The following is a 25,772-nucleotide window of genomic DNA, read 5'->3' as shown; positions in this document are numbered from 1 at the left end:
TTTCCTCCCTTGACCATGAACCGAAGATAAGGTCCGACGAGGACCCTTTTCTGCGCGCCGCCGGACCTTATGGCTCGGACGACGCGTGAATGAAGCGGTTACGCAGCCGCCGAATCCCCTGCGCCGACACCGGCGATGCGTTTGAGATCGCTGACGGCGCCCGGGCCGGCGGCAAGCACCGGCGCACCCTTGGTCAGCCGCCCGCCTTCGGTGGGGAAGGGCAGGAACCAGCCGCCCGCCTCCTCGACGATGCAATAGCCGCCGAGGCAGTCCCAGGCGTGCATATAGGGCTCATAATAGCCGACCAGCCGGCCGGCGGCGACATAGGCGAGCATGAGCGCACCCGATCCCAGCCGGACGAAATTGCCGCCGCCTTCGAGGAGATCGTTGACGATCTTGCCGACCGCGGCCGGCGTGACATGGTGGTTGGCGCCGATGCCAGTCAGCCCGTTGCGGATCGTCTTGCGGCCATCGAGCGAAAGCCGCTTGCCGTTCAACGTGGCGCCCTGTCCGGCCGCTGCGGAATAGATTTCTTCGTAACAGGGCACGAAAATCACGCCGACGACCGGCTTCTTGTCATGGAGAACGGCGATCGAGACGCACCAGTTCGGCATGCCGCTGACAAAGGGGCTAGTGCCGTCGATCGGATCGACGACCCAGGTATAGCCGGAACTGCCTTCGGCAAGCCCGTATTCCTCGCCCAGGAAGCCGTCGTCCGCGAATGTGTCGGACACCCGGTCGCGGATGAGGTTTTCCACCTCCCGGTCGGCGATCGAGACGACATCCTGCGGATCGCCCTTGGTTTCGATGACCAATGTTTCGCGCCGGCTGAAATAGTCGAACGCGACCTTTCCCGCTTCCCGCGCGATCTTTTCGGCAAGCGCGTGGCGATCCTTGATGTGCTGCTCGTTATTATTCATGAAGAAACATGCCCCTGTTCAAAGACTCTCATTCCGCGATGATGGCGATGCCGCGGCTCTTGAGGCCGATGGCAACCTGTGTGCCGGGAGGAAGAGGGCGGTCGACCGACGGGTCGACGATGAACAACGTCCCGCCGCTCGTTTCCGCCTCGTATTCGATATGATCCCCGAGATAGGCCGTGTGGCTGATCCGCCCGGAAAAGGCGGCGCTTTCGGCGGGTTCGACGGTGATGGCGCTCGGTCTCACCGCAAGCTTGCCGCGGCCGGGCCTTGCCCCGCGTGCCGGCACGACGTGGCGCAGTCCCTCGATGCTGACGGTCGCCTGCGCGCCCGAGATGTCGATGATCTCGCAATCCACGACATTCGCCTCGCCGATGAAGTCGGCGATGAAGGATGAGGCGGGCGCCTCGTAAAGCTCACGCGGGCTGCCCTCCTGGGCGATGCCGCCGTCTTTCATGACGATGATCTTGTCGGAGACCGCCAGCGCCTCGTCCTGGTCGTGGGTGACGTAGACGGCGGTGAACTGCAGGCGCTGCTGAAGCTCGCGGATCTCGGTGCGGACGCGACGGCGCAGCCGGGCATCGAGGTTGGATAGCGGCTCGTCGAGCAGCAGGACCTGGGGTTCGAGGACCAGCGCGCGAGCAACGGCGACGCGCTGCTGCTGGCCGCCGGACAGTTCGGCGGGAAGACGACGCCCCATTCCGGCAAGGCCGACGAGTTCGAGCCCGTGCTCGGCCTTTTCACGCGCTTGCCTCCGGCTCAGCCCCGATGACTCCAGCCCGTAGGCGATATTGTCGAGCGACGTCATGTGCGGGAAAAGGGCGTAGGACTGGAAGACCATCGAGACGTCCCGCTCATTGGCCGGCAGCATGGTGACGTCCTTGCCGCCGATCAGAATGCGGCCGGAGGCCGGGTGTTCGAGGCCGGCGAGCATGCGCAGCGTCGTGGTCTTGCCGCAGCCGGAGGGGCCGAGCAGTGTCACCAGCGTGCCGGGCTCGACGGTCAGCGACAGGTCGTGAATGGCCGTGAATGCGCCGAAGGTCTTGCGGACGTTCTGGAAAACGACCGATCCGGCATTGGCGGGTCTCATGCGATTTTCTCCTGCGGGAGGGACGTCGGGACACGGGCGAACTCGGCCGAGATGCGGTTTTCGCGCCTTAGCCGCCGTTCGCCGACGATCAGCTGAAAGCCGGTAATGACAGCGATCATCACCACGATCAGCATGGAGGAATAGGCGATTGCCACGCCGTATTCGCCGTTTTCGACCAGCCCGACGATATAGGAGGTCGCCATGTTGTACTGGGCGCTGACCAGGAAGACGACGGCGCTGATAGAGGTGATGGCGCGCACGAAGGAATAGACGAGTGCGGCGGTGATCGCCGGCCTCAGGAGCGGCAGGATGACTTTGCGGATGGTGCGGAAGCTGGTTGCGCCGAGCGTCATCGAGGCTTCGTCGAGGCTCTTGTCGAGCTGGCTCATGGCGGCGATGCCGCCGCGCACCCCGACCGGCATGTTGCGGAAGACGAAGCAGGCGACGAGGACGAGCGCCGTGCCGGTCATTTCGAGCGGCGGCAGATTGAAGGCCATGATGTAGCTGATGCCGATGACCGTGCCGGGAATGGCGAAACTCATCATCAGCGCAAATTCGAAGAGCTCGCGGCCGGCAAATTTCTGCCGCACGATCACATAGGCCGTGGCCAGTCCGACGGCAGCGGTCAGCGGCGCCGAGATCAGCGCGATCTCCATCGTCGTCCAGAAGGAATTCCAGGCAACCCCGGTCCAGACCAGCGAACCGTCGCGGACGGTGACGGAGAAAGCCTTGGCGTAATGGGCAAGCGTCAGCGTGTTGTCGAGACCCCAGGTCTTCACGAATCCACCGAAGATGATCATGCCGTAGACGACGAGCGTAAAGATCATCCAGGGGAAAACGAGTGCATGGACGGCAATCGATACCGGGCGCGGCAGCGCGATATGGGCGCCGCTGTCGCCCTTACCGGTAACGGTCGCGAAATTCTTGCCCGAAAGCCAGAGCCGCTGCGCGAGGAAGGCAGACAGGGTGAAGCAGAGCAGGATCATCGCGAGCACCGCGGCACGGGCCGGATCGTTCTGCGAGCCGACGACGGCAAAGAAGATTTCCGTCGAAAGCACGCCGTGACTGCCGCCGAGGACCAGCGGGTTGCCGAAATCCGCCATGCTTTCGATAAACCCGATCAGGAAGGCGTTCGCCAGCCCCGGCTTCATCAGCGGCAGGGAGACGCGCCAGAACGTGCGCCAGCGGTTTGCGCGCAATGTCTGGGAGGCCTCCTCCATCGAGGGGCTGACCCCTTCGACGACGCCGATCAGGACGAGAAAGGAGATTGGCGTAAACGAGAGAACCTGGGCGATCCAGATGCCAGTGAGGCCATAGAGCCAGCGGCTAGGCTCTATGCCGAAGACGGACGAAAGGCCCTCGGTGACGACGCCGGCACGGCCGAACAGGAGCGTCAGCGCCAGGCCGATCACGAAGGGCGGTGTGATGATCGGCAGCACGGTCAAGAGCCGCAGGCCCTTCTTGAAGGGAAAATGCGTGCGGGTCGCGACCAGTGCGAAGGCGAGACCCAGCAGCGTTGAACCCGCCGCCGTCATGATCGCCAGGAAAAGTGTGCGCCAGGCGATCCCGCAGCGTGTGCCGCCGGCAAGACAATCGAGGCTCCAGATCGAGGATTCGGCGATGTTGCGGCTGAATCCATCGAAATTCACCGAACCGTCGAAGTCCTGGAAGGCGCCGATGAACATGCTGCCGATCGGATAAAAGACGAAGACCGCGACGAGGAAGATCAGCACGGAGATGGTCGAGACGACGAAGGCGTCGCCGCGCATCACGCCCCTTTCGGCAAGGCCGAAGGAAAATATCAGGACGAAGACCACGGACATCAGGACGGCGCCGGCACCCATCGACGACTGGCCGCCGGCGAGTTCACCGAAGAGCGTCTGGGTGATCGCCCAGTTCCAGCCGGTATTGCCGATTGCAAGCCCCTGGAGCGCGAGAAAGACGATGCCGAAGCCGCCCGCCCAGGCGAGAAGCGCGCCGCGCCGCATCGGGTCGGTCACGAACCGCGCCGCGGCCGCGCCGAAAAGTGCCAGCAAGGCGGCCAACAACCAGAGTCGGCCGTGCACGAAGATCTGCAGCATCCCGGGAGCAGCCGAAGCCGCCCCCGGGAAGTCCCCCAGCCAGGAGAATGACAGAAAACCCTTCTCGATCCGGTACCATGGCAAAACGACCAAGGCCGCGGCGCCGAAGGCAAGGACAAGGTCAAGTCTGCGATTGCGATTGTCCATGGCAGGCCGCGACCTCAACGAGAGCATGGAAAGTCCGGTCGCGCCACAGGCCAGGCCGCAGCGCGACGATGACGATCGGGATCAGTTGGCACTCGCGCCGATTTCCTTGTCCCAGCGCTCGAGCAGCTTCTTGCGGGTGTTCGGGTCGCCATATTTGGTGAAGTCGTAGTCGATCAGCTTGATGTCGGCGAATTTCGGCGCTTCCTTCGGCACGTCCGCCTTGGCGTTTGACGGAAGCTGGAAGGATTTCGCCTCCTTCATGTGCGACTGCACGTCGGCCTTCAGCGCCCAGTCATACCACTTCTTGGCGCTCTCCAGGTTGCGAGCGCCCTTGACGATCGACATCGAGCCGATTTCGTAGCCGGTGCCCTCGCAGGGCGCGATCGACTTGACCGGGAAACCCTCGACCGTCTGGGCCACCGCATCATGCATGAAGACGATGCCGATCGCCGTCTCGCCCCGGGCTGCGGCCTTGACCGGCGCCGAGCCGGACTTGGTATATTGCGAAATATTGGCGTTGAGCTTCTTCAGATAGTCATAGGCCTTGTCCTCGCCCATGATCTGCACGAGCGTCGCCAGCGCCGTATAGGCGGTACCGGAGGAATTCGGGTTGGCCATCTGGATCTCGCCCTTGAACGAGGCGTCGAGAAGGTCGGCCCAGCACTTGGGCTCCTTGTAGTTCTTCTGCTTGAAGAGTTCGGTATTGTAGCCCCAGCCGAGCGCGCCGGCATAAACGCCGACCGTGCGGAAACCGGAGCTTTCCGCCTGCTTCTTCGCCCAGTCGTTGAGCTCTCCCAGAAGCGGCGACTTGTATTCCTGCGTCAGGCCCTCGGATGCCGCCTGCAGATGCGGATCGCCGGTCCCGGCCCACCAGATATCGGTTTTCGGATTGCGCGCCTCGGCGCGGATCTTGGCATAGGTTTCTCCGGAAGACAGGCGAACCATGTTCACCTGAATGCCGGTATCCTTCTGGAACATCTGCTGCATCATTTCGCAGATGACCACGTCGGCAGAGCAGATCAGGTTGAGTTCTTCCGCGGCACGAGATGCCGATACGTTCATAGTCAAGCCGGCCGCCAGAGCGGCAGCTGTGAGAGCCAAGCGCATGATTATCCTCCCAAGATTATGGTGACGCCTCCACATCACCCCGCCTTTGCAAGCGTGTGCAATGGTTTCATGGAGTTGTGGGCCTTGTCAATAACAAATTGCTAAAGAATATGACCACCGGCGCCATTTCTTGTCATCTGCTTGTTGCACTCGCTTGCAAAAATAGGCATTGATTGAGGCAAGGGAGAGGGCGATGAGCCGCAGGATTTTTGTCAGCGCCAAGGAAGTCGCTGACCGGGCTGGTGTGTCCAGGTCGGCCGTTTCGCGCACGTTCACGCCGGGTGCAAGCGTTTCGGAGGAGACGAGGCGACGGGTGATCGAGGCGGCCGAGGCGCTGGGTTATCATGTCAACCACCTCGCTCGCGGACTGATGCGCAACGAAAGCGGCATCGTCTGCCTGATCGTGTCCGAGCTCGATACGCCCTACCGTGCCAGCCTGATCCGGGCGCTCACCGGCCAGCTCCAGAGTGCCTCGAAGATCGCCATGCTGATCAATACCGACCGCTCCGACGACAGCGTCGACCAGGCGCTCCGGCAGGCGATCAGTTACCGCGCCGATGCCTCCATCATCCTTTCCGGCATGCCGGAAAGGTCGATCACCGATCTTTGCCTGAAGAGCGGGCAAAGGCTGGTGCTGATCAACCGCGACGAGGATCGCGACGGCGCCCTGATGATCAACCTCAATGATCGCGATGCGGCCCGGCGTAGCTTCATCGCCTTGTTGCGCGCCGGCTGCCGCAATTTCGCCTTTGCCAATTCGGAAGCGATGACGCCGAGCCTGATGGCCCGCGAGGAGGGTTTTCGCGCGGCCGGCCGCGAACACGGCCTGGAGGTGACTGTCGAGCGTTTCGGCTCCACCACCTATCAGAGCGGCGCGGTGCTGGCGCAGCGGCTGCTCACCCGCGAGAAGCGGCCGGACGCGATCTTCTGCGTCAACGACCTGCTTGCCTGTGGTTTGATGGATGCCGCTCGGTTCCAGTTCAACCTGGCCGTCCCGTCCGAACTCTGCGTCGTCGGCTTCGACGACATCGAGCAGGCGTCCTGGACCTCCTACAATCTGACGACCTTTGCCCAACCCGTCGACCGGATTGCAGCCGAAGCCGTGGCCTGGCTCGATCAGGCCACGCCGGCTCAGACGAATTCGCGAAGACTTGAGGCGGACCTCGTCTGGCGCGGATCGGTGAGGGGCGGATGAAGCGGCAGGCAAGTATTGGATAGGCCGCTGTGGCTTGCCTTCACCTGGCGCCGGCGAGGTTGAAGGCGGGGATCACCTGTCCTTGCGCACGGAACAGCCGCTCCAGTTCCGCCACATCCGGGCAGGCCGGCACAGACTGCAGAAAGGCCGGGTCCATCTGGGCATTGGGGAGCGCGATGACCGCTGCGGCAAGCAGTGTCGTCCCTGCCTCGACCTGTCCACGCAGCTGGGGAAGAAGCGTCTTTGCGTGAACGAGATTGCTATTGGCGATCGGGCTCATGGCATGGCCCTCCCGCCGGAAGGCAGGTGAAAGCTCGATGATTGCGCTGGTGTCGGTCTGACCATACCAAACGGCCAGACCTTCGCCGCGGCTGGCGATATCGGCCTGGAAATCCGCCTGTTCGATGGCAAAGCCGCCCTCCGTCGCTTGCAGAGTGCCCGGCGTGACAATGCGGTGGATGCGGATATGCCAGGGATTGGCCGGCACCAGCCAGGTCTCCACCGTGACGTCGCTCCAGGGCTTCCAGCGGGAATAGAGCCTGTCGCCGGCGATTAATGCCTCCTCGAGCGTCTCGCGCATGCGGAAATGCACGCCGTCGTCGGAAAGGCCCAGCATGCCGTCAAAACTTGCTGCCGCGAAATGCCGGTCGTTGGCCTCGATGTTGAAGGCGTAGCGGGTGGAATAGACGAATTTCGAATATTTCTCATGGGCGCCGCGCATCCTGTCGTGCTGCTGCCCGGAGGCGAGAACGACCACGTTGCCGTGTGTATGCATGGCGACCATGCCGGGTTCCTTGAGCGGAACCGGGTCGGCAAAGGCGGGTGCCGGCGCTTCTTCTGCCAGCCAGAACGGATGGTCGGCGGGCAGCGCCAGGGGTAGAAAGAATTTCAGCGCCCAGTAGGGCGAGCCGGCCGAATTGTAGCTCTCGCTCATCAGGAGATTGGGATAACCGTAGCCGATCGACAGAACCCCATCGCGGTCGGCGATCGGAAGCTTTGACCACCAGCGGATATGGCGCATGTAATAGCCCTTGATCTCGGCCCAGGGCAGGGCCTCGACGCCCGCAAACGCCAATGCGCCCCAGAAGCCGCCGGCGGCAAACCGGTATGTCTGGCTGCGGCCGAAGGCAAGCGCGGCGCCATCCGGGCCGAACCAGTGGCGGATATCCTGGGCAAAGGCACGGGCACGCTCGCGATAGGCATCGCCGCGCGCAGTATCGGCCTTCGCGAGAACCGAATAGATCAGCGCATAAAAATGCAGGGCGAAGGGGATGTAGTGGTCGACGCGCTTGACCGGCCCGTCGCGATACCAGCCTTCGCCAAGCCGAAAGGCCTCCGTCTCGTCGAGATATGTCTCCATCATCGATCGGTCGAAGCTTATGCCGACGCGCGTCAGGCCGAGATCGATGAGAACCCGGAAGAATTTCCAGTTGTTGTCGATGAATTCCTTGTCGCGGGCCGACAGGAGATAGGCTGAAATGGTTTTCTTCTGCCCTTCGCCAAGCGGATCCCAGATGTGTTCGGGCACCATGGCAAGCGCAAAACCGACCGCCGCCAGTTCCACCTGACGCTGGTCGCGATCGGAGATATCGCCCCAATACTCCGGATGAGAGGGATCGGTGCCGTTTGCAAGGCCGCGGCGGTAGAGGTCCCAATGCGGGAAGTCATGGCCTCCAGCTGTGAGCGGCACGATCCCCCAGAGCGGTCGGGCAAAACCTTCGAGGTCCGCCGCGGCACGATCGAAATGCGCGCCGGTCGCGCTCAGGCGGACCCGTGCGCCGCCTTCGGAAAAATAGGGAAGAAGCGGTTTGAACAGATCCAGGACCGCTCTGCCAAGATCGGCTCGGGAAAGAAGAGGGTTCCCGCAAAGGGGATTGGCTTGGACTGGGTCGTAGATCACGGGCAAACCATTTTCATCGGAAAAAAGTGACCCGCGGAGGACTTGGCCTCCGCGGGTCGTTTGTTACTTGATGGCCTTCACGCCGTCGGTCATTTCCTTCAGGCCGCCGTCGATGGAGATGTTGTCGGTCATGATCGAGTCATGTGCACGGTTGAGGACAACTTCGATCTTCGCGGCATTCGGATTGACGGCCATTTCCAGGAAGGATTTGCCGGATTGCAGCGCGTCCTTGCTCGCCTGGTCCTGGGGGAAGCCCGGCAGCGATGCGATCTTGGCCGTGACTTCCGGGGTGCGGACGGTCGGGATCGTGCCGGTGCCGGCAATGATGGCCGCGCCTTCCGGGCCGGTGACGAACTTGATGAAGTCGAGCACCTCTGCCTTGTGCGTGGAGTTGGCATTGACGGCGAGACCGGAAATCTGCGCTGCGGTCGTGCCTGCTGCAACGCCATCCGGATGCGGGAACTTCACGATCCCCCAGTTCTTGCTCTTGGATTCGCCGGAGGCGACCTTGGCGATCTGGGTGCCGACGAACCAGGTACCCATCGGCAGCATGCCGATCGTGCCGTTGAAGAACAAAGCCGAGTAGTGGGTATTGGAGGTTTTCAGCGACGCATAGGACGGAACGACGCCGGCCTTCTGCAGGGCAAGCGCGCGCTCATACCATGGCTTCAGGAAAGCGTAGTCTGGACCCGCGAGCGTCTGCTTGCCGTCGAGAATGCCCGGAAGCTGGACCGTGGAGCGCCACGTGTGGAAGAGCGCGCCGTAGGTCTTGTTCGCGCCCATGCCGCCGGCGAGCTTTGTGGCGATCTGGTCGAACTGCGCCCAGGTCATGTCGTTGGTCGGGTAGGTGACCCCGGCTTTGTCGAAAATGTCCTTGTTGTAATAGACAACCCAGAAATCCGAACGGAACGGCAGGGCATAGATCTTGCCGTCGATCTTGAGCTCGTCGACGAGGCCGCCGAAGGACGCCGGGTCGATCTTCTGTTCCGTCATGAAGCCGGAGAGGTCTAAGATCGAGCCGGCGCGAACGAGGTTCGTGTAGTTTGGAACGTCCTTGACCGTGACGATGTCGATATCCTTGGAGCCGCCCGCGAGCTGCGTGGCGATCATCTGCTGGTAGTCCTGCGAACCGAGGTCCACGGACTCGAACTTAACGTTCGGATTCTTGGCCTGGTATGCCTGCATGAGCGGCTTGTAATAAGCCACCTTGTCCCAATCCCACAGCGCCCATTTGAGCGTCACGGCATTGCCCGACTGTGCGTATGCCGATCCCGCGATCGACGTCGCCATGGCGAGACCCGCCATCGCGAACCTCACCGATCTCCCGAATTTCCCCAAATACATTTCCGTTCTCCTTCCCTGAAGTGTCTCTGGATTAGATATGCTTAGCGTCACCAGCCTGCGGTTCGCGATGCGCCTGTATTGCCATTGGCAGGGCTAGAACCATAACCGCTGCCCGATGGACGCCGAATGTGACGGCGAACATTCCGAGTGAAAAGTTGAGGGTGGCCGGCATGAACACGGACACCGGATAAAAGACGATATGCGCGAGCCAGAGTGCCGCCACGAATGCAAGCGCGCCGAGCGCCGGCAGCGGACGGACGACCGATGCAATGGCTGCCAGCCGCAGCAGCACTGGCGCCGAAAGATCACGCATCACCATCAGCACGACGAGGTGGCAGGCCACCACGACGATGAAAACCGTGGCGATCAGCGCAATCGTCAGCGGCAGAGCGAGCACAAGGTTGTCTTTTGCGGTCGCGGCATAGGTGACGATCGCATAGACGCCGAGGCCGATCGCAAGGGTGAAGGCCAGGCCCCACGCGGTCGCCCGCCAGAAATACCGGAGAAACGCTTCGACGAAATCCCGCAGGAGGTAGGTGTTGCGGTCTTCGACGAAAGCGATCGAAATGCGGGCGGTCGCAGCGATTGCAGCGGGGATGGTGACGACGAAGAGTGCGGCCAGAATGAACAGGATGTTCAATTTGACCATCTCCCACCACTCGCGCGCGAACGTATCGGCGAAAAGGGCAAGACCGGTCTTCTTCGGCGCATTCTTCGGAATGCCCGGCCCTTCCTTCGTCCACATGTTGCGCAGCCATTGCATGGCCGTTTTCCTCCCGCTCGCCTAATAAAGGATCGAGCGCTCCGTTTGCCTGTCGAACAACTGCATATTGGTCGTGTCGACGACCAGCTTGACCTCGTCGCCGATCGCGCCCTTGAAGCGGGGCGACACGCGCGCGATCAAGCTGCGTCCTCCGGCGACGATATTGAGATGGATTTCCGAGCCCATGGGTTCGGCGAGTTCCATGATGGCGCCGAAGGGCGCCAGGTTTTCCGGCGCGATATCGGCCGGCGGCAATTCGTGAAAATTCTCGGGCCGGATGCCGATGACCAGTTCGCGGCCTTCGTAGGGTGCGATGCGGCTTTTGTCGAAATGCGCCGGCAATGGCAGTTCCCGCCCGTCGAACGAGGCGAAATACCGCTCGCCGCGCCGCTCGATCACGGACGGCATCATGTTCATCTGCGGTGCGCCGATGAAGCCGGCGACGAACATGTTGACCGGCCGATCATAGAGGTTCTGCGGCGTGTCGACCTGCTGGATATGCCCGTCCTTCATCACCACGATCCGATCCGCCATGGTCATCGCCTCGATCTGGTCGTGGGTGACGTAGATGAAGGTGGCATGCAGACGCTTGTGCAGCTTGGTGATCTCCGCACGCATGGTGCCGCGGAGCTTGGCGTCGAGATTGGAGAGCGGTTCGTCCAGCAGGAAGACCGCCGGATTGCGCACCATGGCACGCCCGAGTGCCACGCGCTGGCGCTGGCCGCCGGACAGCGCCTTCGGCTTGCGGTTGAGAAGGTGGGTGATGTCGAGGATCTTTGCCGCGTCCTGAACCTGGCTGTCGATGAAATCCCGGGACACTTTCCGAAGCTGCAGGCCGAAAGCCATGTTCTTGTAGACGGTCATATGCGGATAAAGCGCATAGTTCTGGAAGACCATGGCGATGTCGCGGTCCTTCGACGGCACATCGTTCATCAGGTCTCCGCCGATCTGAAGCTCGCCGCCGGAAATCTCCTCAAGCCCGGCGATCATCCGCAGCGTCGTCGATTTGCCGCAACCCGAAGGCCCGACGAGAATGATGAATTCCTTGTCGGCGATCTCCAGGTCGATGTCATGGACGACAGTGAGGGCGCCGTAGGACTTGTTCAGTTTTTTCAGTGAAATGCTGGCCATCGGATTCTCTCACCAATAGGAAGACCAGGCGCGCGACAGGCGCGTCAGGGCTTCCATGTAATAATAGTCGCCCCAGGAGACGCACTCGTCGACGCCTTCGCCGCGGCAGGTGTTGTAGGGCGATTTTTTCGAATAGGTTCCGTTGAGGACAAGGCCGTTGGACATGGTCGGATCCTTGACCGCGTAGTGCTCGGAAAGGCTCTTCATCATGCGCCGCGCGAGCTCGCGGTAACGTGTGGCGACATCGGCCTCGACAAGCTCGGCCATTTCGAGCAATCCGCAGGCGACGATCGAGGCCGATGACGTATCGCGCGGCTCGCCGTCCTTCTCGGAGAACACCAGGTCCCAATAGGGCACCATGTCGGCCGGAAGCTTCTTCAGATAGAAATCGAGAAGCCGGTCGAACGTGTCGCGATAGTCGTCGATCGGCTCATAGCGATAGGAAAGCGCCATGCCGGCAATGCCCCAGGCCTGCCCGCGCGCCCAGAAGCTGTCGTCCTTGTAGCCCTGTTTCGTCGCGCCACGCACGGGCGCACCGGTAACCGGGTCCATGTAGAACGTATGATAGGTGGAATTGTCCGGCCTGACCGAATTTGCCAGCGTCGTGCGCGCATGGATGAGCGCGATGTCGCGGTATTTGTCATTACCCGTCTCGCGGCTTGCCCAATAGAGCAGTGGCAGGTTCAGCAGGCAGTCGATGATATAGCGGTATTCCTCCGCGACACCCTTGCGACCCCAGGCCTGGATGAATTGGCCGATCGGCTGGAAGCGCTCGACAAGCTGGTCCGCGGCCAGGATGGCGGCCTTGCGCCCGTCCTCGTCGCCGACCAGCTTCCATGCGGCGATGCACGACGGCGAATAGAGAAAGCCCATGTCGTGGTGGTCGGTCTCGATGCGGTTCTCGATCCGATGCAGGAAGCTCTGCACCTGGATCTGGGCGGCATGCTGGAACACCTTGTCGCCGGTATGCTCGAACGCCAGCCAGATTTCTCCCGGCCAGAAACCGGCGGTCCACTGGGTATTGGCGACGGTGGGATAAAAATTGCCGACGCTGGAATGGTTCTGGGACGCATAGGTGAAGGCCGGCAGATTGCGCCGGATCTGGGCGACGCCGAGATCGAGCGCTGCCTTGACCTCGGCATCTGTGATCGGTTGGGGAGCGATCTGCACAACGGCATCCATGACGTTAACCCTTGAGGCCCGACGAAGCGACGCCTTCGACGAAGAAGCGCTGCAGCGACAGGAAGACGATCAGCACGGGAATGAGGGCGACGACCGATGCCGCCATGATCAGCCCGTACTCGGCGGAATATTGCGAGATGAACATGCGCAGGCCGATCTGGATCGTCTTCAGCTCCGTCTTGGTCAGGTAGATCATCGGACCGAGGAAGTCGTTCCAGGTGGTGACGAAGGTGAAGATGGTCAGCGTCGAAAGCGCGGGCTTCGACAGCGGCAGCATGATGCGCGCCCAGATCTGATATTCGTTCATGCCGTCGATGCGCGCCGCTTCACAAAGCTCCGTCGGGATCGACATGTAGAACTGCCGCATGAGGAATACGCCGAAGGCGGTGAAGGCCTGCAGGCAGATCAGCGCCAGGTGCGTATTGTTCAAGCCGAATTCGCGCATCAGCAGGAACTGCGGCACCATGTAGACCTGCCAGGGCATGGCGATGGTCGCGATATAACCGAGGAAAAGGGTGTTCTTGTAGGGAAAATCGAGCTTGGCAAACGCATAGGCCGCGAAGCTTGAGGTCAGCAGCTGGAGCAGTGTGACGATGATCGTCAGCTTCGATGTGTTGTAGATGAACAGGCCAAGCGGGATCTTCGTCCAGATGTCCACGTAGTTCTGCCACTGCGGCTGCGACGGAATCCACTCGATCGGGAAGACGAAGACGTCCCGGCTGAGTTTCAGCGAGGCGGACAGCATCCAGGCGAAAGGCATCAGCATCACAGCGGTGATGACGATGACCGTCGCATAGACTGCGATGCTCTTGGCAGTGACCTTGCGTCCGGCAATCTTCACGGATCAATCCTCCCTCTGTCGGCGGAACTGGACGACCGTGACCGCCAGTACGAGAAAGAAGAGAACGAGCGCAATCATGCTGGAATAACCGAGGTCCCAGGAAATGAAGGCTTCATTGTAGATGTGATAAACGAGGACCAGTGTCGAGGTGCCGGGGCCGCCCTGGGTGATCATGTAGATCTGATCGAAGACCTTGAACGACTGGATGGTCAGCATGACCGTGACGAAGAAGGTCGTCGGCCCGAGCTGCGGCACGGTGACATAGACAAATTTCTGCCACGCATTGGCGCCGTCGAGATCGGCCGCCTCGTAGAGCTCGGAATTGATGCCCTGCAGCCCGGCGAGGTAGATGACCATGTAATACCCCATGCTCTTCCAGACGCCGAAGAGGATGACCGTCACCATCGCCCAATGCCGGTCGGCTGCCCAGCCCGGCATATCCTTGGGGTCCAGGCCGAGCGTATAGAGGATCATGTTCACCGGCCCCATTTCGGGGTTGAAGATCATGTTCCAGACCACGGCGACGGCCACCAGCGAGGCGACATAAGGAAAGAACATCGCCGTTCGGAAGAAGTCGCGCCCGAAGATCTTCTGGTTCAGCAGGATCGCCAGGCCGAGCGCGCAGGCGAGCGTCGCGGGGACCGAGACGACCGTATAGATGATCGTGTTCCAGAATGCGGCAATGAAGACCTTGTCCTCGAACAGCCGCCAGAAATTGTCGAGACCGGCGAAGGTAATCGCATTCGAGCCGTCCCAATGCATGAACGCCAGCACGAAGGCGAACAGGATCGGGCCGAGCGTGAAGACGGCAAAACCGAGAAAATTCGGGGCGATGAAGGAATAGGCGACCAGCGCGCTCTGTATCTTGCGCCGGCGGCGCGACAACACCTTGCTCGACCGCCGGGACGCGGCCGGCGCATCACCTGCGGCAATGGTCGAATTCGACATGGACACTTTATCCCTCCTCGAATCAGGATGCTCCGATCGATGCCCAAGGGCCATCCACGACCGCTCATTGTCTTACGAGCGTGCCGCCTCCCTATCGAGGGGATAGCACATCTCTCACATTGGTCAAACAAATTTATGGATAAATCATATGAATTCTGTAGTCATCTTAAAATACGTATGATAGGTGGCAAATGAGGTCGTTTATCGGTCGCATGGAGGAAGGTTGATGTTCAGCGAGATCGCCGGGTCGTTGCCGCCGGTTTTGGCGGACTTCATGCCCGGCGCGCCGATCGGCGACCGGGCCGCTTGGGATGCCGTATCGGATGATATTCGCTTCGCGGTCATCCGGGATGCGGAGGCGGCGCTTGGCCGGTCGTGGTCGGTCATCAAAGCTTCCGACTATCGGGAATATTCGCTGAACGGCAACCGCTCGCGCTTTGAAGCGCTGTATTTTTCGCGTCGGCGGATGTTGAACGATCTGGTTCTTGCCGAGCTGCTCGAGGCCAAGGGACGCTTTATCGATGCAATCATCGACGGTGTCTTCCTGATCTGTGAGGAAAGCGGCTGGCAGCTTCCGGCTCACAACGCCTACGAGCGGGGCGGGCAGCGGTTTGCATTGCCCGATCCGGAGCAGCCGGTCGTCGATCTGTTTGCGGCGGAGACGGGGGCCCTTTTGGCGACCGTGGCTGCTCTGATGAAGGATCGGCTCGACCAGGTCAGCCCGCAGGTCGTCGCCCGCATCGAGCGGGAGATCCGGCTGCGTGTATTGTCGCCCTATCTCGACCGGCATTTCTGGTGGATGGGCAACGGCACGGAGCGAATGAACAACTGGACGGCGTGGATAACGCAGAACGTCCTGCTTACGGCCTTTGCCCTGAAGACGGAACAGGACCTGCGGCGGCAGGTCGTCGAGAAGGCACTTTCCAGCCTGGACGCCTTTATCAAGGATTACGCGGCGGACGGGGCCTGCGAAGAGGGCGTGGTCTACTATCGCCATGCGGCGCTTTGCATGGCCGGGGCGATGTCCATCCTCGACACGGTGGCGCCGGCTTCGATGACGCCGCTCTGGAAGGCTCCAAAAATCCGCAGCATGGCGGAATATATCGTCAAGATGCATGTGGCTGGCCGCCGGTATTTCAATTTTGCCGATTCCGCCGCGGTCATAGAACCCTGCACCGTGCGCGAATATCTGTTTGGCAAGGCCGTCGGGTCCGATGTCTTGGCGGCATTCGCAGCCCGCGATCAGCTGTCGTCTGAACACAAGCATTTGCCCGAGGAGTGGAACCTCTGGTACCGCGTGCAGGAACTGCTGGTAACGCCGGCAATCGGCGGACAACCCAAGCCGGCAGGCGACGTGTTCTACCCGGGAATTGGCCTGTTTGTTGCCCGCGACGACCATTTTGCGCTCGCCGTCAAAGGCGGCAATAACGGCGAAAGCCATAACCACAACGACGTCGGCAGCCTGACGGCCTATAAGGATGGCAAGCCGTTCCTGATCGACATTGGCGTCGAAACCTACACGGCAAAAACCTTTTCCTCCGAGCGGTACGATATCTGGACCATGCAGTCGGGCTTCCACAACCTGCCGACTTTCGGTGGTGTGGACCAGGCTGCCGGCGCGGATTTTTCGGCGCGGAATGTCCAGGCCGAGTTCGCCGAAAATCAGGCGCAGATATCGCTGGACATAGCGCCCGCCTATCCGGCCGAGGCACATGTGCGATCCTACCGGCGAACCGTCACGCTTCGGCGCGGGCAGGAGATCGAGGTCGTGGACATCCATGAGGGCGAACTGCCGGCGGTGCTTTCGCTGATGGCCTGCGTCGAACCGATCATCGACCGCGCCATTCATTTCGACGGTCTCGGCCGCATCGACCTTGATGGAGCCGGCGAGATCCAGGTGGACACAATCGATATCGACGACGCCCGCCTGCGCATCTCCTGGCCCCCAAGAATTTACCGACTGCGCATCCCCTTTGCCGGGACCTGCCTGAAACTGCGGATCGTCTGAGGAGGACGAGCATGGAACTGACACTGAAAGTCGTAGATGTGGCGGGCGAGGTTCGCGCCAGGGCAACGGGCACGGACGAAGCATATCTCGTTTATCGCGACAGCTACAACGAAGGCGATCAGGTCGTCGTCGAAGGGTCCGAGCCGGGGTATCTCATGCTCGCGCTCGACGACGCGATGACGCCCGCGATCGTCTATATGAAGGGGCAGAGCTATGCGCTCGGGGTCCCTTTTGGTGCCAAGCGCATCCCTTATTCTCCGCGGGCCTTCGACGGCAGGATCCACAGATTATGCGTCCGCAAGGCGCGGCCGGAGGAAATCGCGGCACGCCGGAACCTGGCGTTCAATCCATGGGACGACCACGCCAATGCCTCCGTCTTTCCGCACGCAAAGGCGAATGTGGAGACACGCGGGGAGGCGGTCTTCGCCGCGCGCAACGCCATAGACGGCGAAAAGGCGAACGACGATCACGGCTTCTGGCCCTATACGAGTTGGGGGATCAACCGCGATCCGGATGCGACGCTGACGCTCGATTTCGGCCGGCCGGTAAAAATCGACGAAATCGTCCTCTACCTGCGGGCGGACTTTCCGCATGACGCCTGGTGGGAAAAAGCCAGCGTCACCTTTTCCAACGCCGAGACCGTATGTTTCTCGCTGGTCAAGACGGGGGCGGCTCAGCATTTCCCGGTGAGGGAGCAGACCGTGGAATGGATCAGACTGCACAGCCTGATCAAGGCCGACGACCCGTCACCCTTTCCGGCGCTGACCCAGATCGAAGTCTGGGGACGCGAGGCGGATATGTGAATTAGCGGCGAAGGTTGCTCCTATGATCGGTCCCGTAAAGCCTTGATCTACGGAGATGTAATGCAGATCGGGTGGGGTCACGATCGGCGCCGATGATGACCCCGCCCTCGTTGCGAGTTGGCCAGGCAAGTCAGGCGCTTGCCCCCTTTTCAACGGGGTCAACCTTCGGTGCTGTTTCACATCCTCGGCCAACGTTTACCGAAGCAACATTCCGACGTGGCCTCATTTTGTAAGGGAATTAGAGGCGCGAGGCCTTAACCAGGCTTCGGCTCTCATTTGGGCACATCTGCCTCAAAACCTGTGGCCCGAAGATTTTTTCTAGCAGCTAGGTAAGCCAGTTTTCGATGTCGCGGGGGCCATAGACCACGGCGACCACGAAGATGCCGTAAGGCATCGGCTCGTAAATGGCGATATAGCGCCCCTTAATTAGAACCCGCGCCGTGGGGCCGAGCAGGCCCCATGTGCGGATGCTCGGCCGCCAACTTGGCCTTATCCAGAATCCGCAGTATCAGGCCATCGGCAGCACGCTCGTGTCGGATGCGATGTCGCGCCAGATGCCACGTAGGTCTTCATCGGCGCGAGGGCTGAGGACGTACTTAGCCACGCTTGCGGGCTTCCGCTTTCAATTCTGACAAGAGCGCGTCGGCGCTCACCTCGCGCCCTTCGCCACTGGCCATGCCTTCATCGTAAGCCTTCTTGAGGCGGTCGATTTCCATGCGCCGGATTTCTTCGCGCTGCTCCCACAAGCGGAGGGCATCGCGGACGATTTCACTGTTGGAGGCATAGCCGCCGCCATCGACGGCGCTTTGCAGCATGGCCGCCTGCTGGGGCGTGAGGGACACTGTGAGGGTGCGCATGTTCGTGGCTTTCATTCTTCAGCCTTATAGCACAATCATTGTTAGGATTTGAGGGCGTGGAAGCCATACTGCATCATCGCGCCAGGGAACGAAAGCTGCCGCATATCCACGGAATAGGCGTTTTCTACCGCCACCGTCGCCACGCGGCGCCTGCCACACCATTCGCCCTTGGCGTCCGTCATCATCTCCGCGATCTGGCGCAGGGCGATCTCAGATGCTCGGCGTTCCTTCGACTTGCCGTCGTCGGATTCGGGCAATGCCTTGGCGATCTCGTCGGCATTGATCCAGACGCCTTCGAGCTTGAGCTTGCCGAAGGCGGATGATTCTTGATCTCTGTGAACTTGACCCGCGGCTCACCCTGCGGGGTTCTTTTATCCGGAATAGTCCTCGCGGTATTCGCCCAGCGCCCGGTGGAAACTGGGCGATGACCTTCGCTCACCTGAGCGCTCAGGTACCCGCTCCTGGTCTCCCGGATCATCCGAGCTTGATAGCTCGGAGATTAGCTCGACGATTGGCCCCGCTAGCAGCGCGACGATCCAGGTGACACGGGTTTCCGGCTCATCTCCAACTTCCTTTCCTTCTATTCCCCACACCTTCTGATAGTCCGTCGGCGGCACTCCATGACGAACCAGGAGGAAGCTGACGAGCAGCATCGATTTTAGTTGAATGCGTGTCCAGTCCACCAATGCCATCTCGCACCTATCCGCCACGGTAAGAGATTGACCGGCCGATGGCGAACACGTTTCACCCATGCGGTCGTGGAGAGGTTGGCACACGTGGAGTTTGGCGACGCACAAGACACGCTCGAGTCTTATTGCATCCGCAGCCTAGTCAATCCTTCTGGTTTGTTGACGGATTGGGAGGGCGCTGGACGAGCAAGGATGAGTACGATGAGTCTGCGAGGCTTACTTTTGAGCGCGCGCTGGTTTTAAAAATCGCACGCCAGCTCCTCCACCGTTTTCGGCGATGAACTCAAGGCCTGCATCCTGGAAGACGGATCGGAGTGCGTCAATTGTCGATTTTTTGAGTTCGGCGCCAGTCTCGAAGCGAACGACCGTGTTGGTGGAGACACCGGCTAATTTAGCCAGGTCAGCAATAGCTAATCCAAGGGCTGCACGAGCCATCCTGCATTGAACCGGCAGCATTAAAATCGCCTATTTTAGGCGAATACTGTTGATCCGCCACGATTACACGATATAGTCTAGGACACTGCGTTGCAGCAGTCGGCCAAAGGGAATGCGGTAACATCCCCTCTGGCCTGACCACAATCTAGCTGTTTGGAGCTTGGATCATGGCTGATTCTGAGAATAGCAGAACTTTGTCTGCAATCACCCGCCGAAAATTACCGTGGGCGGAACTGGGGGCGATACTCACGGATGTGGTTTTGATCGGAGGCGGCTCCAATGACCTCTTCCGGGAATAGGGATGCCTCCCCCGAGACAACGCGCAGAAACTTCCTTGCACGCGTTGCGACTTCGATCGCAGCCGCGCCCGCCCGCGCAGGTGCAATGGTGCGGACGGAGAGATCGGAGCAAGACGATCCGGTGGTATCACTTTGGAGAGATTGGATGGTTGCCCACAGGCTCTGCGGGGAAGCCTGCCGCCGACAGCAAAAGCTTGAAACAGATTTGCTGCGGCAATTCGGTAGTTTCCCCCGCACCAAAGTCCCACTCTCCGAAGACTGTGGTTTCATGTGGGCCTATTCGGGTCGGGAGATAGACCGTCTTTTGCCGAACGCGGATCAGGATGAAATGCGGCGGCAAGCAAGGGCCGCATTGGCGGCCCGCCGGCGCGAATGGAAGGCGGCGGACAAGCGTGTTGGATATACGAGGTCGAGAAAAGCCGAGGAGGAAATCGCAGATGTCGAGGAAGCATTGGCAAAGGAAATGTGGAGCACCGCGCCTCGATCTGTCGCCGGCGTCGCGGTGAAGCTGCATTCCCTCCTGGAAATGGAGGATCCAGGCTCTGCCCTCCAGGAAGCGCCGTGGCCGGAGCTTCGTACGATCCTTGCCGACCTTGTGCGGATTTGCGCAGGTCCGAATGCGATTTGAGTGAGGAATAAATAAGAGGGGGAAGATGACCCGGACCGGGTTCAGGTCTTAGAGGCGAGCCGTTCTTTGTCTGGTCGGCCTCTGGCGCGTCAGTGATGAGCGAGACACCAACACATCCCCTGAGGGGCGGACGAAAGCCGACTGGCGTAGGGCGATCTCAGATGCTCGGCGTTCCTTCGACTTTCCGCCGTCGGATTCGGGCAATGCCTTGGCGATCTCGTCGGCATTGATCCAGACGCCTTCGAGCTTTAGCTTGGCGAAGGCGGATGATTTGCCGGAGCCGTTCGGCCCACCGAGGGGAATGCACGACAGTTCCGGCATGAAGCGATTACTGCCTCATGGCCGCAGGCGCTGGCTCATCGTGTTCGTGTTCAGCCCGATCCTTGGCCGCGTTTTCAAGATCCTTGGCAGAGATCGACAAGCCCAGACGGCTGCTCTCGGCAAGAGCTTCCTTGCCGGTCTGCATCAGGGCTTCGTAACGTCACCAGCCTCCCCTTGTCGAGGATGTCGATCCAGCCACGGCCGTCTTCGGTTAGGTCGCGGCCGCAGTCGAGCCCGACGATCTCCGAACGGCGTAGGCCGCCGGCAAAGCCGATCAGCAGCATGGTCCGGTCACGTAAGCCGCCGCATCACGTGCACCAAAGCTCATCGATCCACTGAAAGCCATCGCTATCTTCAGCATGGTCGGCGCCATTCCGGGCCTGTTGTCATAGACCACCGCATCGATGACTGCGAAGACCGATCTTTCCAGCAATTGGTTCAAAGCCGGCTTATTGGATGGAAATGGATGGACTAATGGATGCCGGCGCTCGACCTATCCAAACTGCGCATCACGCCTCAATCCTGTCGCTGATCGCCGAGATTGACGAGTTCAAAGGCGCCTGGCGAGCGTTGGGACGGATCGCGCCCGACCGACTGTCCCGCCTGCGCCGGGTTGCAACGATCGAGAGCATCGGATCGTCAACCCGTATCGAGGGAGCAAAACTGAACGACCGCGAGGTCGAGAGGCTACTCTCGAACCTGTGCATCGGCTCTTTCACCAGCCGTGACGAACAGGAAGTCGCAGGCTATGCCGAGGTGATGGAAACTATCTTTTCCGCTTTCGAAGAGATCTCCGTGAACGAAAACCATATCCGCCAACTCCATCGGGACCTGCTCGTTCACTCGACCAAGGATGAGCGGCACCTGGTGGCCTGGCAACAGGCTCAGGAGAAGGATGGTACGTTTCATCCGTTGCTCATCGTGGCGGTTTTTGTCGTCGTTTTTCTGGAGATCCATCCATTTCAGGACGGCAATGGCCGGCTCTCGCGCGCCTTCCACCTTGCTCCTGCTTCGGGCCGGTTATTCCTATGTGCCCTATAGCTCCCTCGAAAACGTCATCGAGCAAAACAAGGACGCGTATTATCTTGCACTGCGACGGACACAGGGCACAATCCGAACCGATGAACAGGATTGGACGCCACACTGACACGGCGCTCAAAACCGATAAGCCGCATTCCATTGCGTGCGTCGCGAATCGTGCCTGGCTCGGGAAATGTCTCAAACTCCGTCAGGAATGCCCGAACCCGCGCGATATGGTTGCGGGCTACGGGTGCGGACGATGACATCCTGCGCACTGACCGGTAAATCCAGGCGACATCTGCTTCTGCTTCCTCGGTGAGGCGAACGCGATAGCGCTTCACGCGCCCTCTTCCCGGTCAATGGCATCCATCTGCGCTTCGATACTCTCCCACGCCTCATCCAGCGGCCGGGCTCTACCGGGACTGGTTTTATGCGCGTCATACACAACTGCAGCTTCGTTGCGCAGCCATTGTTCGACAGCGTTTTCGCGTTCTTGCAAAGCCCGCAATCCCTCGCGGATAACTTCGCTTTCGGAAGCGTAATCTCCGCTGGATACACGGCTTTTAACCAACGTCGCCATTTCGATCGGCAGCGTGATACTCATCTGTTGAGTTGAACGCATGGGTTGCTCTCCTGTATTTCTACATCCTCTAGCATCAAATAGGATAGAATCCTACTCATATCCTGACGGTTTTAGAATCCCTTGGGTCGCGATCGGCGCCGATGATGGCCCCGCCCTCGTTGCGAGCTCGCATGTAAAGTCGGCCGGTTACCGCCTTTTAAACGGGGTCAACCTTCAGTGCTGTTTCACACCGCAGCTAACGGTATGTGCCACTCCCCGCCCGTTGCCCGCCAGACACTACCAGTCAAGCCGGATTACAGGCTTTCCACCCTGGAAATAAGTCGTTGGTTTTATCTGCTGTTATACGAGGGTGTTTGAACACTGTTGCAACGGATGCAATAGTGACCTATATTTTCCTTAGAGCAACGCTCCGGGGTCAGCGCAAGGCGCCGGCCGAAATGTTTAGGGCCCGATTTATCGGGCCTTATTCATTTGAAGCAGCTGTATTTTATCCCTAACAATGCCCGATCTTCCGGTTCCAGCTGCGCGTCAATCAGCCGGCCGGCCTTCATCAGCTGCACATACGGCCGATAGGTCGGGTCATAGCCGGCCTTGGCCATTGGGTAGAGTATCAGATCCGCGACCTGGATCATCGGCGTCTCCTTGGTACGGCGCTTGGCATCGCCCATAACGATGCGGCGAAAACCAGCCGCACTAAGGGATCCGTAGCTGAATGATGTGCCGCTATCGAATGGCATACCGACCTCCTTCAGGCTTTTATGGTAGGCGATCAGCGCCCGGTCCTCAGCTTTGCCCGTCTCCTCGAAAAACACGCGCAGCACGCGGCCTTGGCTGTCTGCGTACTTGGCTGCCCGCTCGATCAGGATGCAATAGGCGGTCTTGCACATCAGCCAAAGACGTTCGGCGTAGTGCTCCTTATAACGGGCGACATATCCCGGCCGGTCAATCACGGCGGCAATGCCCAGTACCGGGAGGCTCACCATGAACTCATCCAGCTCGGGGAAAAACGCCCGGGCCTTCTCCGGATTCTTCAACCAACCGAAGTTCTCCCGACCGCCGCGGATCGGATTGGAATGCAGCGGATAGGTGATGTCATGCCTGGCGCAGAAATCGGCGTGACGGGTCTTCAGCTCGTCGGCGTCCTCTTCTTTGATCAGGACCCCGCCCAAGGCAAAACAGTCCATGCGGTCGTCGCGGTTATGCTTTGGCCGGCGATCGGGATCGCGGCTGCCGCTGTCGTCGATAAAGAGGTGATATTCAGGAACTGCTGTCATGGATGGCTATATAGCTAAAACCGCATCGCAATGCTTTGAAGTTTTCCGCAGTTGCGAGTTTGCAAATAAAGTCAGACGCTTGCCGCCTTTTCAAAACGGGGTCAACCTTCGGTGCTGTTTCACACCGTATCGAGCCGGCTGCTCGAACCACCCATATGGCATAAATGACGTGTATGGTTGGACGTCTCGGAGAGCTTTCCGATATTCAGAATGTTTTGAAACGAGAACGTGGTCTTCGTGGTCCATTACCAAATGCGTTCTTTATGGCTTTTGCCGAGTTGCTTGAATTGTGAAGACTTCAGGTTATGCGCCTTGCCCCTGCTGCCGCGCTTCCTCCAGCGATGCGGCGATTGCCGCGATCGAGCGAAACAGGACGAGCGGGTCGTCCTTCGAGGGCATGAAACCTCGGCGCTGCCAGAACTGAGCCGCTTCGTGATCGACGGCATTGACCATCAATGCCCGCCCGCCGATCAGAGCGGCGGCCTGGACGCAGCGCTCAAGAGCATGTTTCACCAAGCCTGTGCCGATGCCGTGCCCGGCCCATTCCGTGTCCGTGGCAAGCTGGCCGAGAAGAAGACAGGGAACCGGATCGGGCGGTTGGCCGGTGCGTATCGAGCGCGGCAGGATCGAAGCAATGACGGCCGTCGGCGCCAAGCCGTAATACCCAACGACGCGTCCAGCCTCGTGGACAACGAGAACCGCCGTGAAACCCTTTTCCTGATTGGAAAGCGCGCGCGTCTTCAGCCAATGATCGAGCGTAGGCTTGCCGCAGGAGAACTCGGACACATTATGTGCAGCGGTGAGAGATTCGGGAGCCGATAAAGTCACGGCTCACCGCTTCGCGACGTAGCCTGACTCCCACGGCGCGGGCCGCTTGGCCAGTTCCACCATCTCGGGAACCGGAGCGGCCGGACGGGACAGGATATCCATGAAATCGGCGAAGCCTTCGGGACCCATGCGGATCAGCCGCTGTTCCATGACGATCTCTTCGGCGGCGCGCACGGCTGCGTCCCGCACAAAATCCGTGCGCGACCGGCCGCGCAGGGCAGCGGCTCGATCGATCATCGCAACGTCCGCTTCGGGCAGACGCATCGAGATCGGATATTCCTTACGTTCGACGGTGGTGGCCATGACTATCTCCTTGGGCGCAACATAATGACGTGTAGCGCCAAATGCAATACACCTGTGAAACAGCGTCGAAACTTGCCCCCTATGATCGGTACCGTAGAGCCTTGATCTGAAATGAAATGCAGATCGGGTGGTGTCACGATCGGCGCCGATGACGGCCCCACCCTCCTTGCGAGTTTGCAAGTCAAGTCAGTCGCTTACCGCCTTTTAAACAGGATCAACCTCCGGTGCTATTTCACCGCGGATTGGGCCCCAAGAGCCGGGCCGGCCATGCGGCCGACCTGCTGCAGCATCAGCTCGAAAACGCTTTAAAATCCCTCAGCACATCCCGGTAGCGGATCTGGCTTCCTCTCAGGTGGTCGCGCATGGCATTGCGCGCCGCCTCCTCGTTGCGATCCGAGATCGCCACGACGATCGCTTCATGTTCCGTGTGGATCATACGGCGGTAGGCGGTCTGTTCGCCGGACCGTTCGCCGGGCGTCGCCCTCGATTGCGGAATGGCCGCGGTACCGTGAAATTCCAAATGCTGCCGGAACAGCGGATTGTTCGTGGCGTCCGCGATGGCGAAATGCAGCGCAAGATCCGCCTCGCGGATCGATTCATTCTGCTCGATGCATTGCAGAATATGCCGATGACAATCGAAGATAGCCTCTTCCTGCGCCGGAGACCGGCGCATCGCCGCCAGACCGGCAGCCTCGATCTCAAGTGGAGCCCGCACCTCGAGCACCTCCAGATCGGACGATACGCGCGCCCGGTCGATTTTCCGGCCGGAAGGGGCCGGCGCATCCTGGCTGAGTACGTAAATTCCCGCGCCCTGCCGCACTTCGACAAGCCCGTCCGATCTGAGCGCCGCGACCGCTTCGCGGACCACCGTACGGCTTACGCCGTGGGTTTCCGTCAGTTCGACTTCGCTGGGCAGCTTGTCGCCGGGTAAGTATTGACCGCTGGCGATTGCCGTCCGAAGACTTTCCCCGACCCGTGACACCAGCGATCCCGGTCCCTTGTTCCGCTCCTTGGTCTGGGTTGTCACGCTCAATCCCCGCTGCAACGACGCGACGCGTCTGCGCCGTATTCATCA

General features: G+C 60.5%; 25 protein-coding genes and 2 pseudogenes. 5 read left to right on the top strand and 22 right to left on the bottom strand.

Going from position 1 to position 25,772, the window contains the following annotated elements:
* Positions 1–98 precede the first annotated feature (98 nt).
* From C5J26_RS09870 to C5J26_RS09855, 4 genes are all read right to left on the bottom strand, one after another.
* Positions 99–920, bottom strand: a complete 822-nt coding sequence (locus C5J26_RS09870) for an inositol monophosphatase family protein (RefSeq protein ID WP_105401594.1) — start codon at positions 918–920, stop codon at positions 99–101.
* A 28-nt stretch (positions 921–948) separates the two neighbouring features.
* Positions 949–2,010, bottom strand: a complete 1,062-nt coding sequence (locus C5J26_RS09865) for an ABC transporter ATP-binding protein (RefSeq protein ID WP_105401593.1) — start codon at positions 2,008–2,010, stop codon at positions 949–951.
* Positions 2,007–4,238, bottom strand: coding sequence for an iron ABC transporter permease (locus C5J26_RS09860; RefSeq protein WP_046665882.1), 2,232 nt, complete (start codon positions 4,236–4,238; stop codon positions 2,007–2,009). Before C5J26_RS09860 ends, C5J26_RS09865 begins: the two co-directional genes overlap by 4 nt.
* Positions 4,239–4,319: 81 nt before the next feature.
* Positions 4,320–5,345: an ABC transporter substrate-binding protein gene (locus C5J26_RS09855; RefSeq protein ID WP_172745812.1), complete on the bottom strand. Its 1,026-nt coding sequence runs from the start codon at positions 5,343–5,345 to the stop codon at positions 4,320–4,322.
* A 193-nt stretch (positions 5,346–5,538) separates the two neighbouring features.
* Between C5J26_RS09855 and C5J26_RS09850 the strand changes: the two genes are divergently transcribed.
* Positions 5,539–6,540: a substrate-binding domain-containing protein gene (locus tag C5J26_RS09850; RefSeq protein ID WP_105401592.1), complete on the top strand. Its 1,002-nt coding sequence runs from the start codon at positions 5,539–5,541 to the stop codon at positions 6,538–6,540.
* 40 nt (positions 6,541–6,580) lie between these two features.
* On the opposite strand, the gene C5J26_RS09845 is transcribed toward C5J26_RS09850, so the two are convergent.
* The 7 genes from C5J26_RS09845 to C5J26_RS09815 all read right to left on the bottom strand — a co-directional run bounded on the left by C5J26_RS09845 (position 6,581) and on the right by C5J26_RS09815 (position 14,703).
* A complete protein-coding gene (locus tag C5J26_RS09845; protein ID WP_105401862.1) occupies positions 6,581–8,440 on the bottom strand; it encodes a DUF2264 domain-containing protein in 1,860 nt (619 codons plus the stop codon).
* A 63-nt stretch (positions 8,441–8,503) separates the two neighbouring features.
* Entirely contained in the window at positions 8,504–9,784 is a 1,281-nt protein-coding gene (locus C5J26_RS09840) for a sugar ABC transporter substrate-binding protein (RefSeq protein WP_105401591.1), read from the bottom strand.
* 31 nt (positions 9,785–9,815) lie between these two features.
* Positions 9,816–10,547 (bottom strand): DUF624 domain-containing protein, encoded by a 732-nt coding sequence (locus C5J26_RS09835; RefSeq protein WP_046665886.1) that lies wholly within the window; start codon positions 10,545–10,547, stop codon positions 9,816–9,818.
* A 21-nt stretch (positions 10,548–10,568) separates the two neighbouring features.
* On the bottom strand, positions 10,569–11,678 hold the full coding sequence (locus C5J26_RS09830; protein ID WP_046665887.1) for an ABC transporter ATP-binding protein: 1,110 nt from the start codon (positions 11,676–11,678) through the stop codon (positions 10,569–10,571).
* Positions 11,679–11,687: 9 nt separating this feature from the next.
* Complete coding sequence (locus C5J26_RS09825; RefSeq protein ID WP_105401590.1) at positions 11,688–12,860, bottom strand: glycoside hydrolase family 88 protein; 1,173 nt, start codon at positions 12,858–12,860, stop codon at positions 11,688–11,690.
* A gap of 4 nt (positions 12,861–12,864) precedes the next feature.
* Positions 12,865–13,701 carry a carbohydrate ABC transporter permease gene (locus C5J26_RS09820; protein ID WP_040125532.1) on the bottom strand — a complete coding sequence of 279 codons (837 nt, stop codon included), beginning with the start codon at positions 13,699–13,701 and terminating at the stop codon, positions 12,865–12,867.
* A 3-nt stretch (positions 13,702–13,704) separates the two neighbouring features.
* Positions 13,705–14,703 (bottom strand): carbohydrate ABC transporter permease, encoded by a 999-nt coding sequence (locus C5J26_RS09815; RefSeq protein WP_206051169.1) that lies wholly within the window; start codon positions 14,701–14,703, stop codon positions 13,705–13,707.
* A 172-nt stretch (positions 14,704–14,875) separates the two neighbouring features.
* On the opposite strand from C5J26_RS09815, the gene C5J26_RS09810 reads away from it, so the two are divergent.
* Together C5J26_RS09810 and C5J26_RS09805 are read left to right on the top strand one after the other, a co-directional pair.
* Positions 14,876–16,657, top strand: coding sequence for a heparinase II/III family protein (locus C5J26_RS09810; protein ID WP_105401589.1), 1,782 nt, complete (start codon positions 14,876–14,878; stop codon positions 16,655–16,657).
* A gap of 11 nt (positions 16,658–16,668) precedes the next feature.
* Positions 16,669–17,460, top strand: coding sequence for a discoidin domain-containing protein (locus C5J26_RS09805; RefSeq protein ID WP_105401588.1), 792 nt, complete (start codon positions 16,669–16,671; stop codon positions 17,458–17,460).
* Between the two features lie 596 nt (positions 17,461–18,056).
* Here the strand turns inward: C5J26_RS09805 and C5J26_RS09795 are convergent.
* The 4 genes from C5J26_RS09795 to C5J26_RS09780 form a co-directional block, all read right to left on the bottom strand.
* Positions 18,057–18,332 (bottom strand): type II toxin-antitoxin system ParD family antitoxin, encoded by a 276-nt coding sequence (locus tag C5J26_RS09795; RefSeq protein WP_105401587.1) that lies wholly within the window; start codon positions 18,330–18,332, stop codon positions 18,057–18,059.
* 26 nt (positions 18,333–18,358) lie between these two features.
* Positions 18,359–18,574: a hypothetical protein gene (locus C5J26_RS09790; RefSeq protein ID WP_105401586.1), complete on the bottom strand. Its 216-nt coding sequence runs from the start codon at positions 18,572–18,574 to the stop codon at positions 18,359–18,361.
* A gap of 114 nt (positions 18,575–18,688) precedes the next feature.
* Entirely contained in the window at positions 18,689–19,009 is a 321-nt protein-coding gene (locus tag C5J26_RS09785) for a hypothetical protein (protein ID WP_105401585.1), read from the bottom strand.
* Between the two features lie 213 nt (positions 19,010–19,222).
* Positions 19,223–19,462: a helix-turn-helix transcriptional regulator gene (locus tag C5J26_RS09780; protein ID WP_105401584.1), complete on the bottom strand. Its 240-nt coding sequence runs from the start codon at positions 19,460–19,462 to the stop codon at positions 19,223–19,225.
* A 258-nt stretch (positions 19,463–19,720) separates the two neighbouring features.
* On the opposite strand from C5J26_RS09780, the gene C5J26_RS09775 reads away from it, so the two are divergent.
* The gene (locus C5J26_RS09775) at positions 19,721–20,368 is read left to right on the top strand and encodes a hypothetical protein (protein WP_172745811.1); all 648 of its coding nucleotides are present in this window, start codon (positions 19,721–19,723) and stop codon (positions 20,366–20,368) included.
* Between the two features lie 328 nt (positions 20,369–20,696).
* On the opposite strand, the gene C5J26_RS32620 is transcribed toward C5J26_RS09775, so the two are convergent.
* Both C5J26_RS32620 and C5J26_RS33200 read right to left on the bottom strand, forming a co-directional pair.
* On the bottom strand, positions 20,697–20,834 hold the full coding sequence (locus C5J26_RS32620) for a hypothetical protein (RefSeq protein WP_172745810.1): 138 nt from the start codon (positions 20,832–20,834) through the stop codon (positions 20,697–20,699).
* Positions 20,821–20,991, bottom strand: a pseudogene (locus C5J26_RS33200) (integrase); the annotation flags it as partial. The pseudogene C5J26_RS33200 and the gene C5J26_RS32620, both read right to left, overlap by 14 nt.
* 176 nt (positions 20,992–21,167) lie before the next feature.
* Between C5J26_RS33200 and C5J26_RS09760 the strand changes: the two are divergent.
* Positions 21,168–21,830 (top strand): annotated as a pseudogene (locus C5J26_RS09760) (Fic family protein); the annotation flags it as partial.
* A 216-nt stretch (positions 21,831–22,046) separates the two neighbouring features.
* Here C5J26_RS09760 and C5J26_RS09755 read toward each other — a convergent pair.
* From C5J26_RS09755 to C5J26_RS09735, 5 genes are all read right to left on the bottom strand, one after another.
* The gene (locus C5J26_RS09755; RefSeq protein WP_105401582.1) at positions 22,047–22,331 is read right to left on the bottom strand and encodes a type II toxin-antitoxin system ParD family antitoxin; all 285 of its coding nucleotides are present in this window, start codon (positions 22,329–22,331) and stop codon (positions 22,047–22,049) included.
* Between the two features lie 428 nt (positions 22,332–22,759).
* A complete protein-coding gene (locus C5J26_RS09750) occupies positions 22,760–23,566 on the bottom strand; it encodes a DUF3800 domain-containing protein (RefSeq protein WP_105401581.1) in 807 nt (268 codons plus the stop codon).
* Positions 23,567–23,869: 303 nt separating this feature from the next.
* Positions 23,870–24,394 carry a GNAT family N-acetyltransferase gene (locus C5J26_RS09745; RefSeq protein WP_105401580.1) on the bottom strand — a complete coding sequence of 175 codons (525 nt, stop codon included), beginning with the start codon at positions 24,392–24,394 and terminating at the stop codon, positions 23,870–23,872.
* A gap of 3 nt (positions 24,395–24,397) precedes the next feature.
* Positions 24,398–24,697, bottom strand: a complete 300-nt coding sequence (locus tag C5J26_RS09740) for a DUF1778 domain-containing protein (RefSeq protein ID WP_105401579.1) — start codon at positions 24,695–24,697, stop codon at positions 24,398–24,400.
* 289 nt (positions 24,698–24,986) lie between these two features.
* Positions 24,987–25,724: a FadR/GntR family transcriptional regulator gene (locus C5J26_RS09735; RefSeq protein WP_080951073.1), complete on the bottom strand. Its 738-nt coding sequence runs from the start codon at positions 25,722–25,724 to the stop codon at positions 24,987–24,989.
* Between the last annotated feature and the right edge of the window lie 48 nt (positions 25,725–25,772).

The sequence above is a fragment of the Neorhizobium sp. T7_12 genome, assembly GCF_002968535.1.
Classification (GTDB): domain Bacteria; phylum Pseudomonadota; class Alphaproteobacteria; order Rhizobiales; family Rhizobiaceae; genus Neorhizobium; species Neorhizobium tomejilense.
This window is presented reverse-complemented; position numbering and strand designations above follow the sequence as displayed.

Bases quoted from the DNA above. Each gene is read 5' to 3' on its own strand.
- C5J26_RS09870 (WP_105401594.1), bottom strand. From the start codon at position 920: ATGAATAATAACGAGCAGCACATCAAGGATCGCCACGCGCTTGCCGAA.
- C5J26_RS09865 (WP_105401593.1), bottom strand. From the start codon at position 2,010: ATGAGACCCGCCAATGCCGGATCGGTCGTTTTCCAGAACGTCCGCAAG.
- C5J26_RS09860 (WP_046665882.1), bottom strand. From the start codon at position 4,238: ATGGACAATCGCAATCGCAGACTTGACCTTGTCCTTGCCTTCGGCGCC.
- C5J26_RS09855 (WP_172745812.1), bottom strand. From the start codon at position 5,345: ATGCGCTTGGCTCTCACAGCTGCCGCTCTGGCGGCCGGCTTGACTATG.
- C5J26_RS09850 (WP_105401592.1), top strand. From the start codon at position 5,539: ATGAGCCGCAGGATTTTTGTCAGCGCCAAGGAAGTCGCTGACCGGGCT.
- C5J26_RS09840 (WP_105401591.1), bottom strand. From the start codon at position 9,784: ATGTATTTGGGGAAATTCGGGAGATCGGTGAGGTTCGCGATGGCGGGT.
- C5J26_RS09835 (WP_046665886.1), bottom strand. From the start codon at position 10,547: ATGCAATGGCTGCGCAACATGTGGACGAAGGAAGGGCCGGGCATTCCG.
- C5J26_RS09830 (WP_046665887.1), bottom strand. From the start codon at position 11,678: ATGGCCAGCATTTCACTGAAAAAACTGAACAAGTCCTACGGCGCCCTC.
- C5J26_RS09825 (WP_105401590.1), bottom strand. From the start codon at position 12,860: ATGGATGCCGTTGTGCAGATCGCTCCCCAACCGATCACAGATGCCGAG.
- C5J26_RS09815 (WP_206051169.1), bottom strand. From the start codon at position 14,703: ATGGCCCTTGGGCATCGATCGGAGCATCCTGATTCGAGGAGGGATAAA.
- C5J26_RS09810 (WP_105401589.1), top strand. From the start codon at position 14,876: ATGTTCAGCGAGATCGCCGGGTCGTTGCCGCCGGTTTTGGCGGACTTC.
- C5J26_RS09805 (WP_105401588.1), top strand. From the start codon at position 16,669: ATGGAACTGACACTGAAAGTCGTAGATGTGGCGGGCGAGGTTCGCGCC.
- C5J26_RS09795 (WP_105401587.1), bottom strand. From the start codon at position 18,332: ATGAAAGCCACGAACATGCGCACCCTCACAGTGTCCCTCACGCCCCAG.
- C5J26_RS09785 (WP_105401585.1), bottom strand. From the start codon at position 19,009: ATGGCATTGGTGGACTGGACACGCATTCAACTAAAATCGATGCTGCTC.
- C5J26_RS09780 (WP_105401584.1), bottom strand. From the start codon at position 19,462: ATGCTGCCGGTTCAATGCAGGATGGCTCGTGCAGCCCTTGGATTAGCT.
- C5J26_RS09775 (WP_172745811.1), top strand. From the start codon at position 19,721: ATGACCTCTTCCGGGAATAGGGATGCCTCCCCCGAGACAACGCGCAGA.
- C5J26_RS32620 (WP_172745810.1), bottom strand. From the start codon at position 20,834: ATGCAGACCGGCAAGGAAGCTCTTGCCGAGAGCAGCCGTCTGGGCTTG.
- C5J26_RS09755 (WP_105401582.1), bottom strand. From the start codon at position 22,331: ATGCGTTCAACTCAACAGATGAGTATCACGCTGCCGATCGAAATGGCG.
- C5J26_RS09750 (WP_105401581.1), bottom strand. From the start codon at position 23,566: ATGACAGCAGTTCCTGAATATCACCTCTTTATCGACGACAGCGGCAGC.
- C5J26_RS09740 (WP_105401579.1), bottom strand. From the start codon at position 24,697: ATGGCCACCACCGTCGAACGTAAGGAATATCCGATCTCGATGCGTCTG.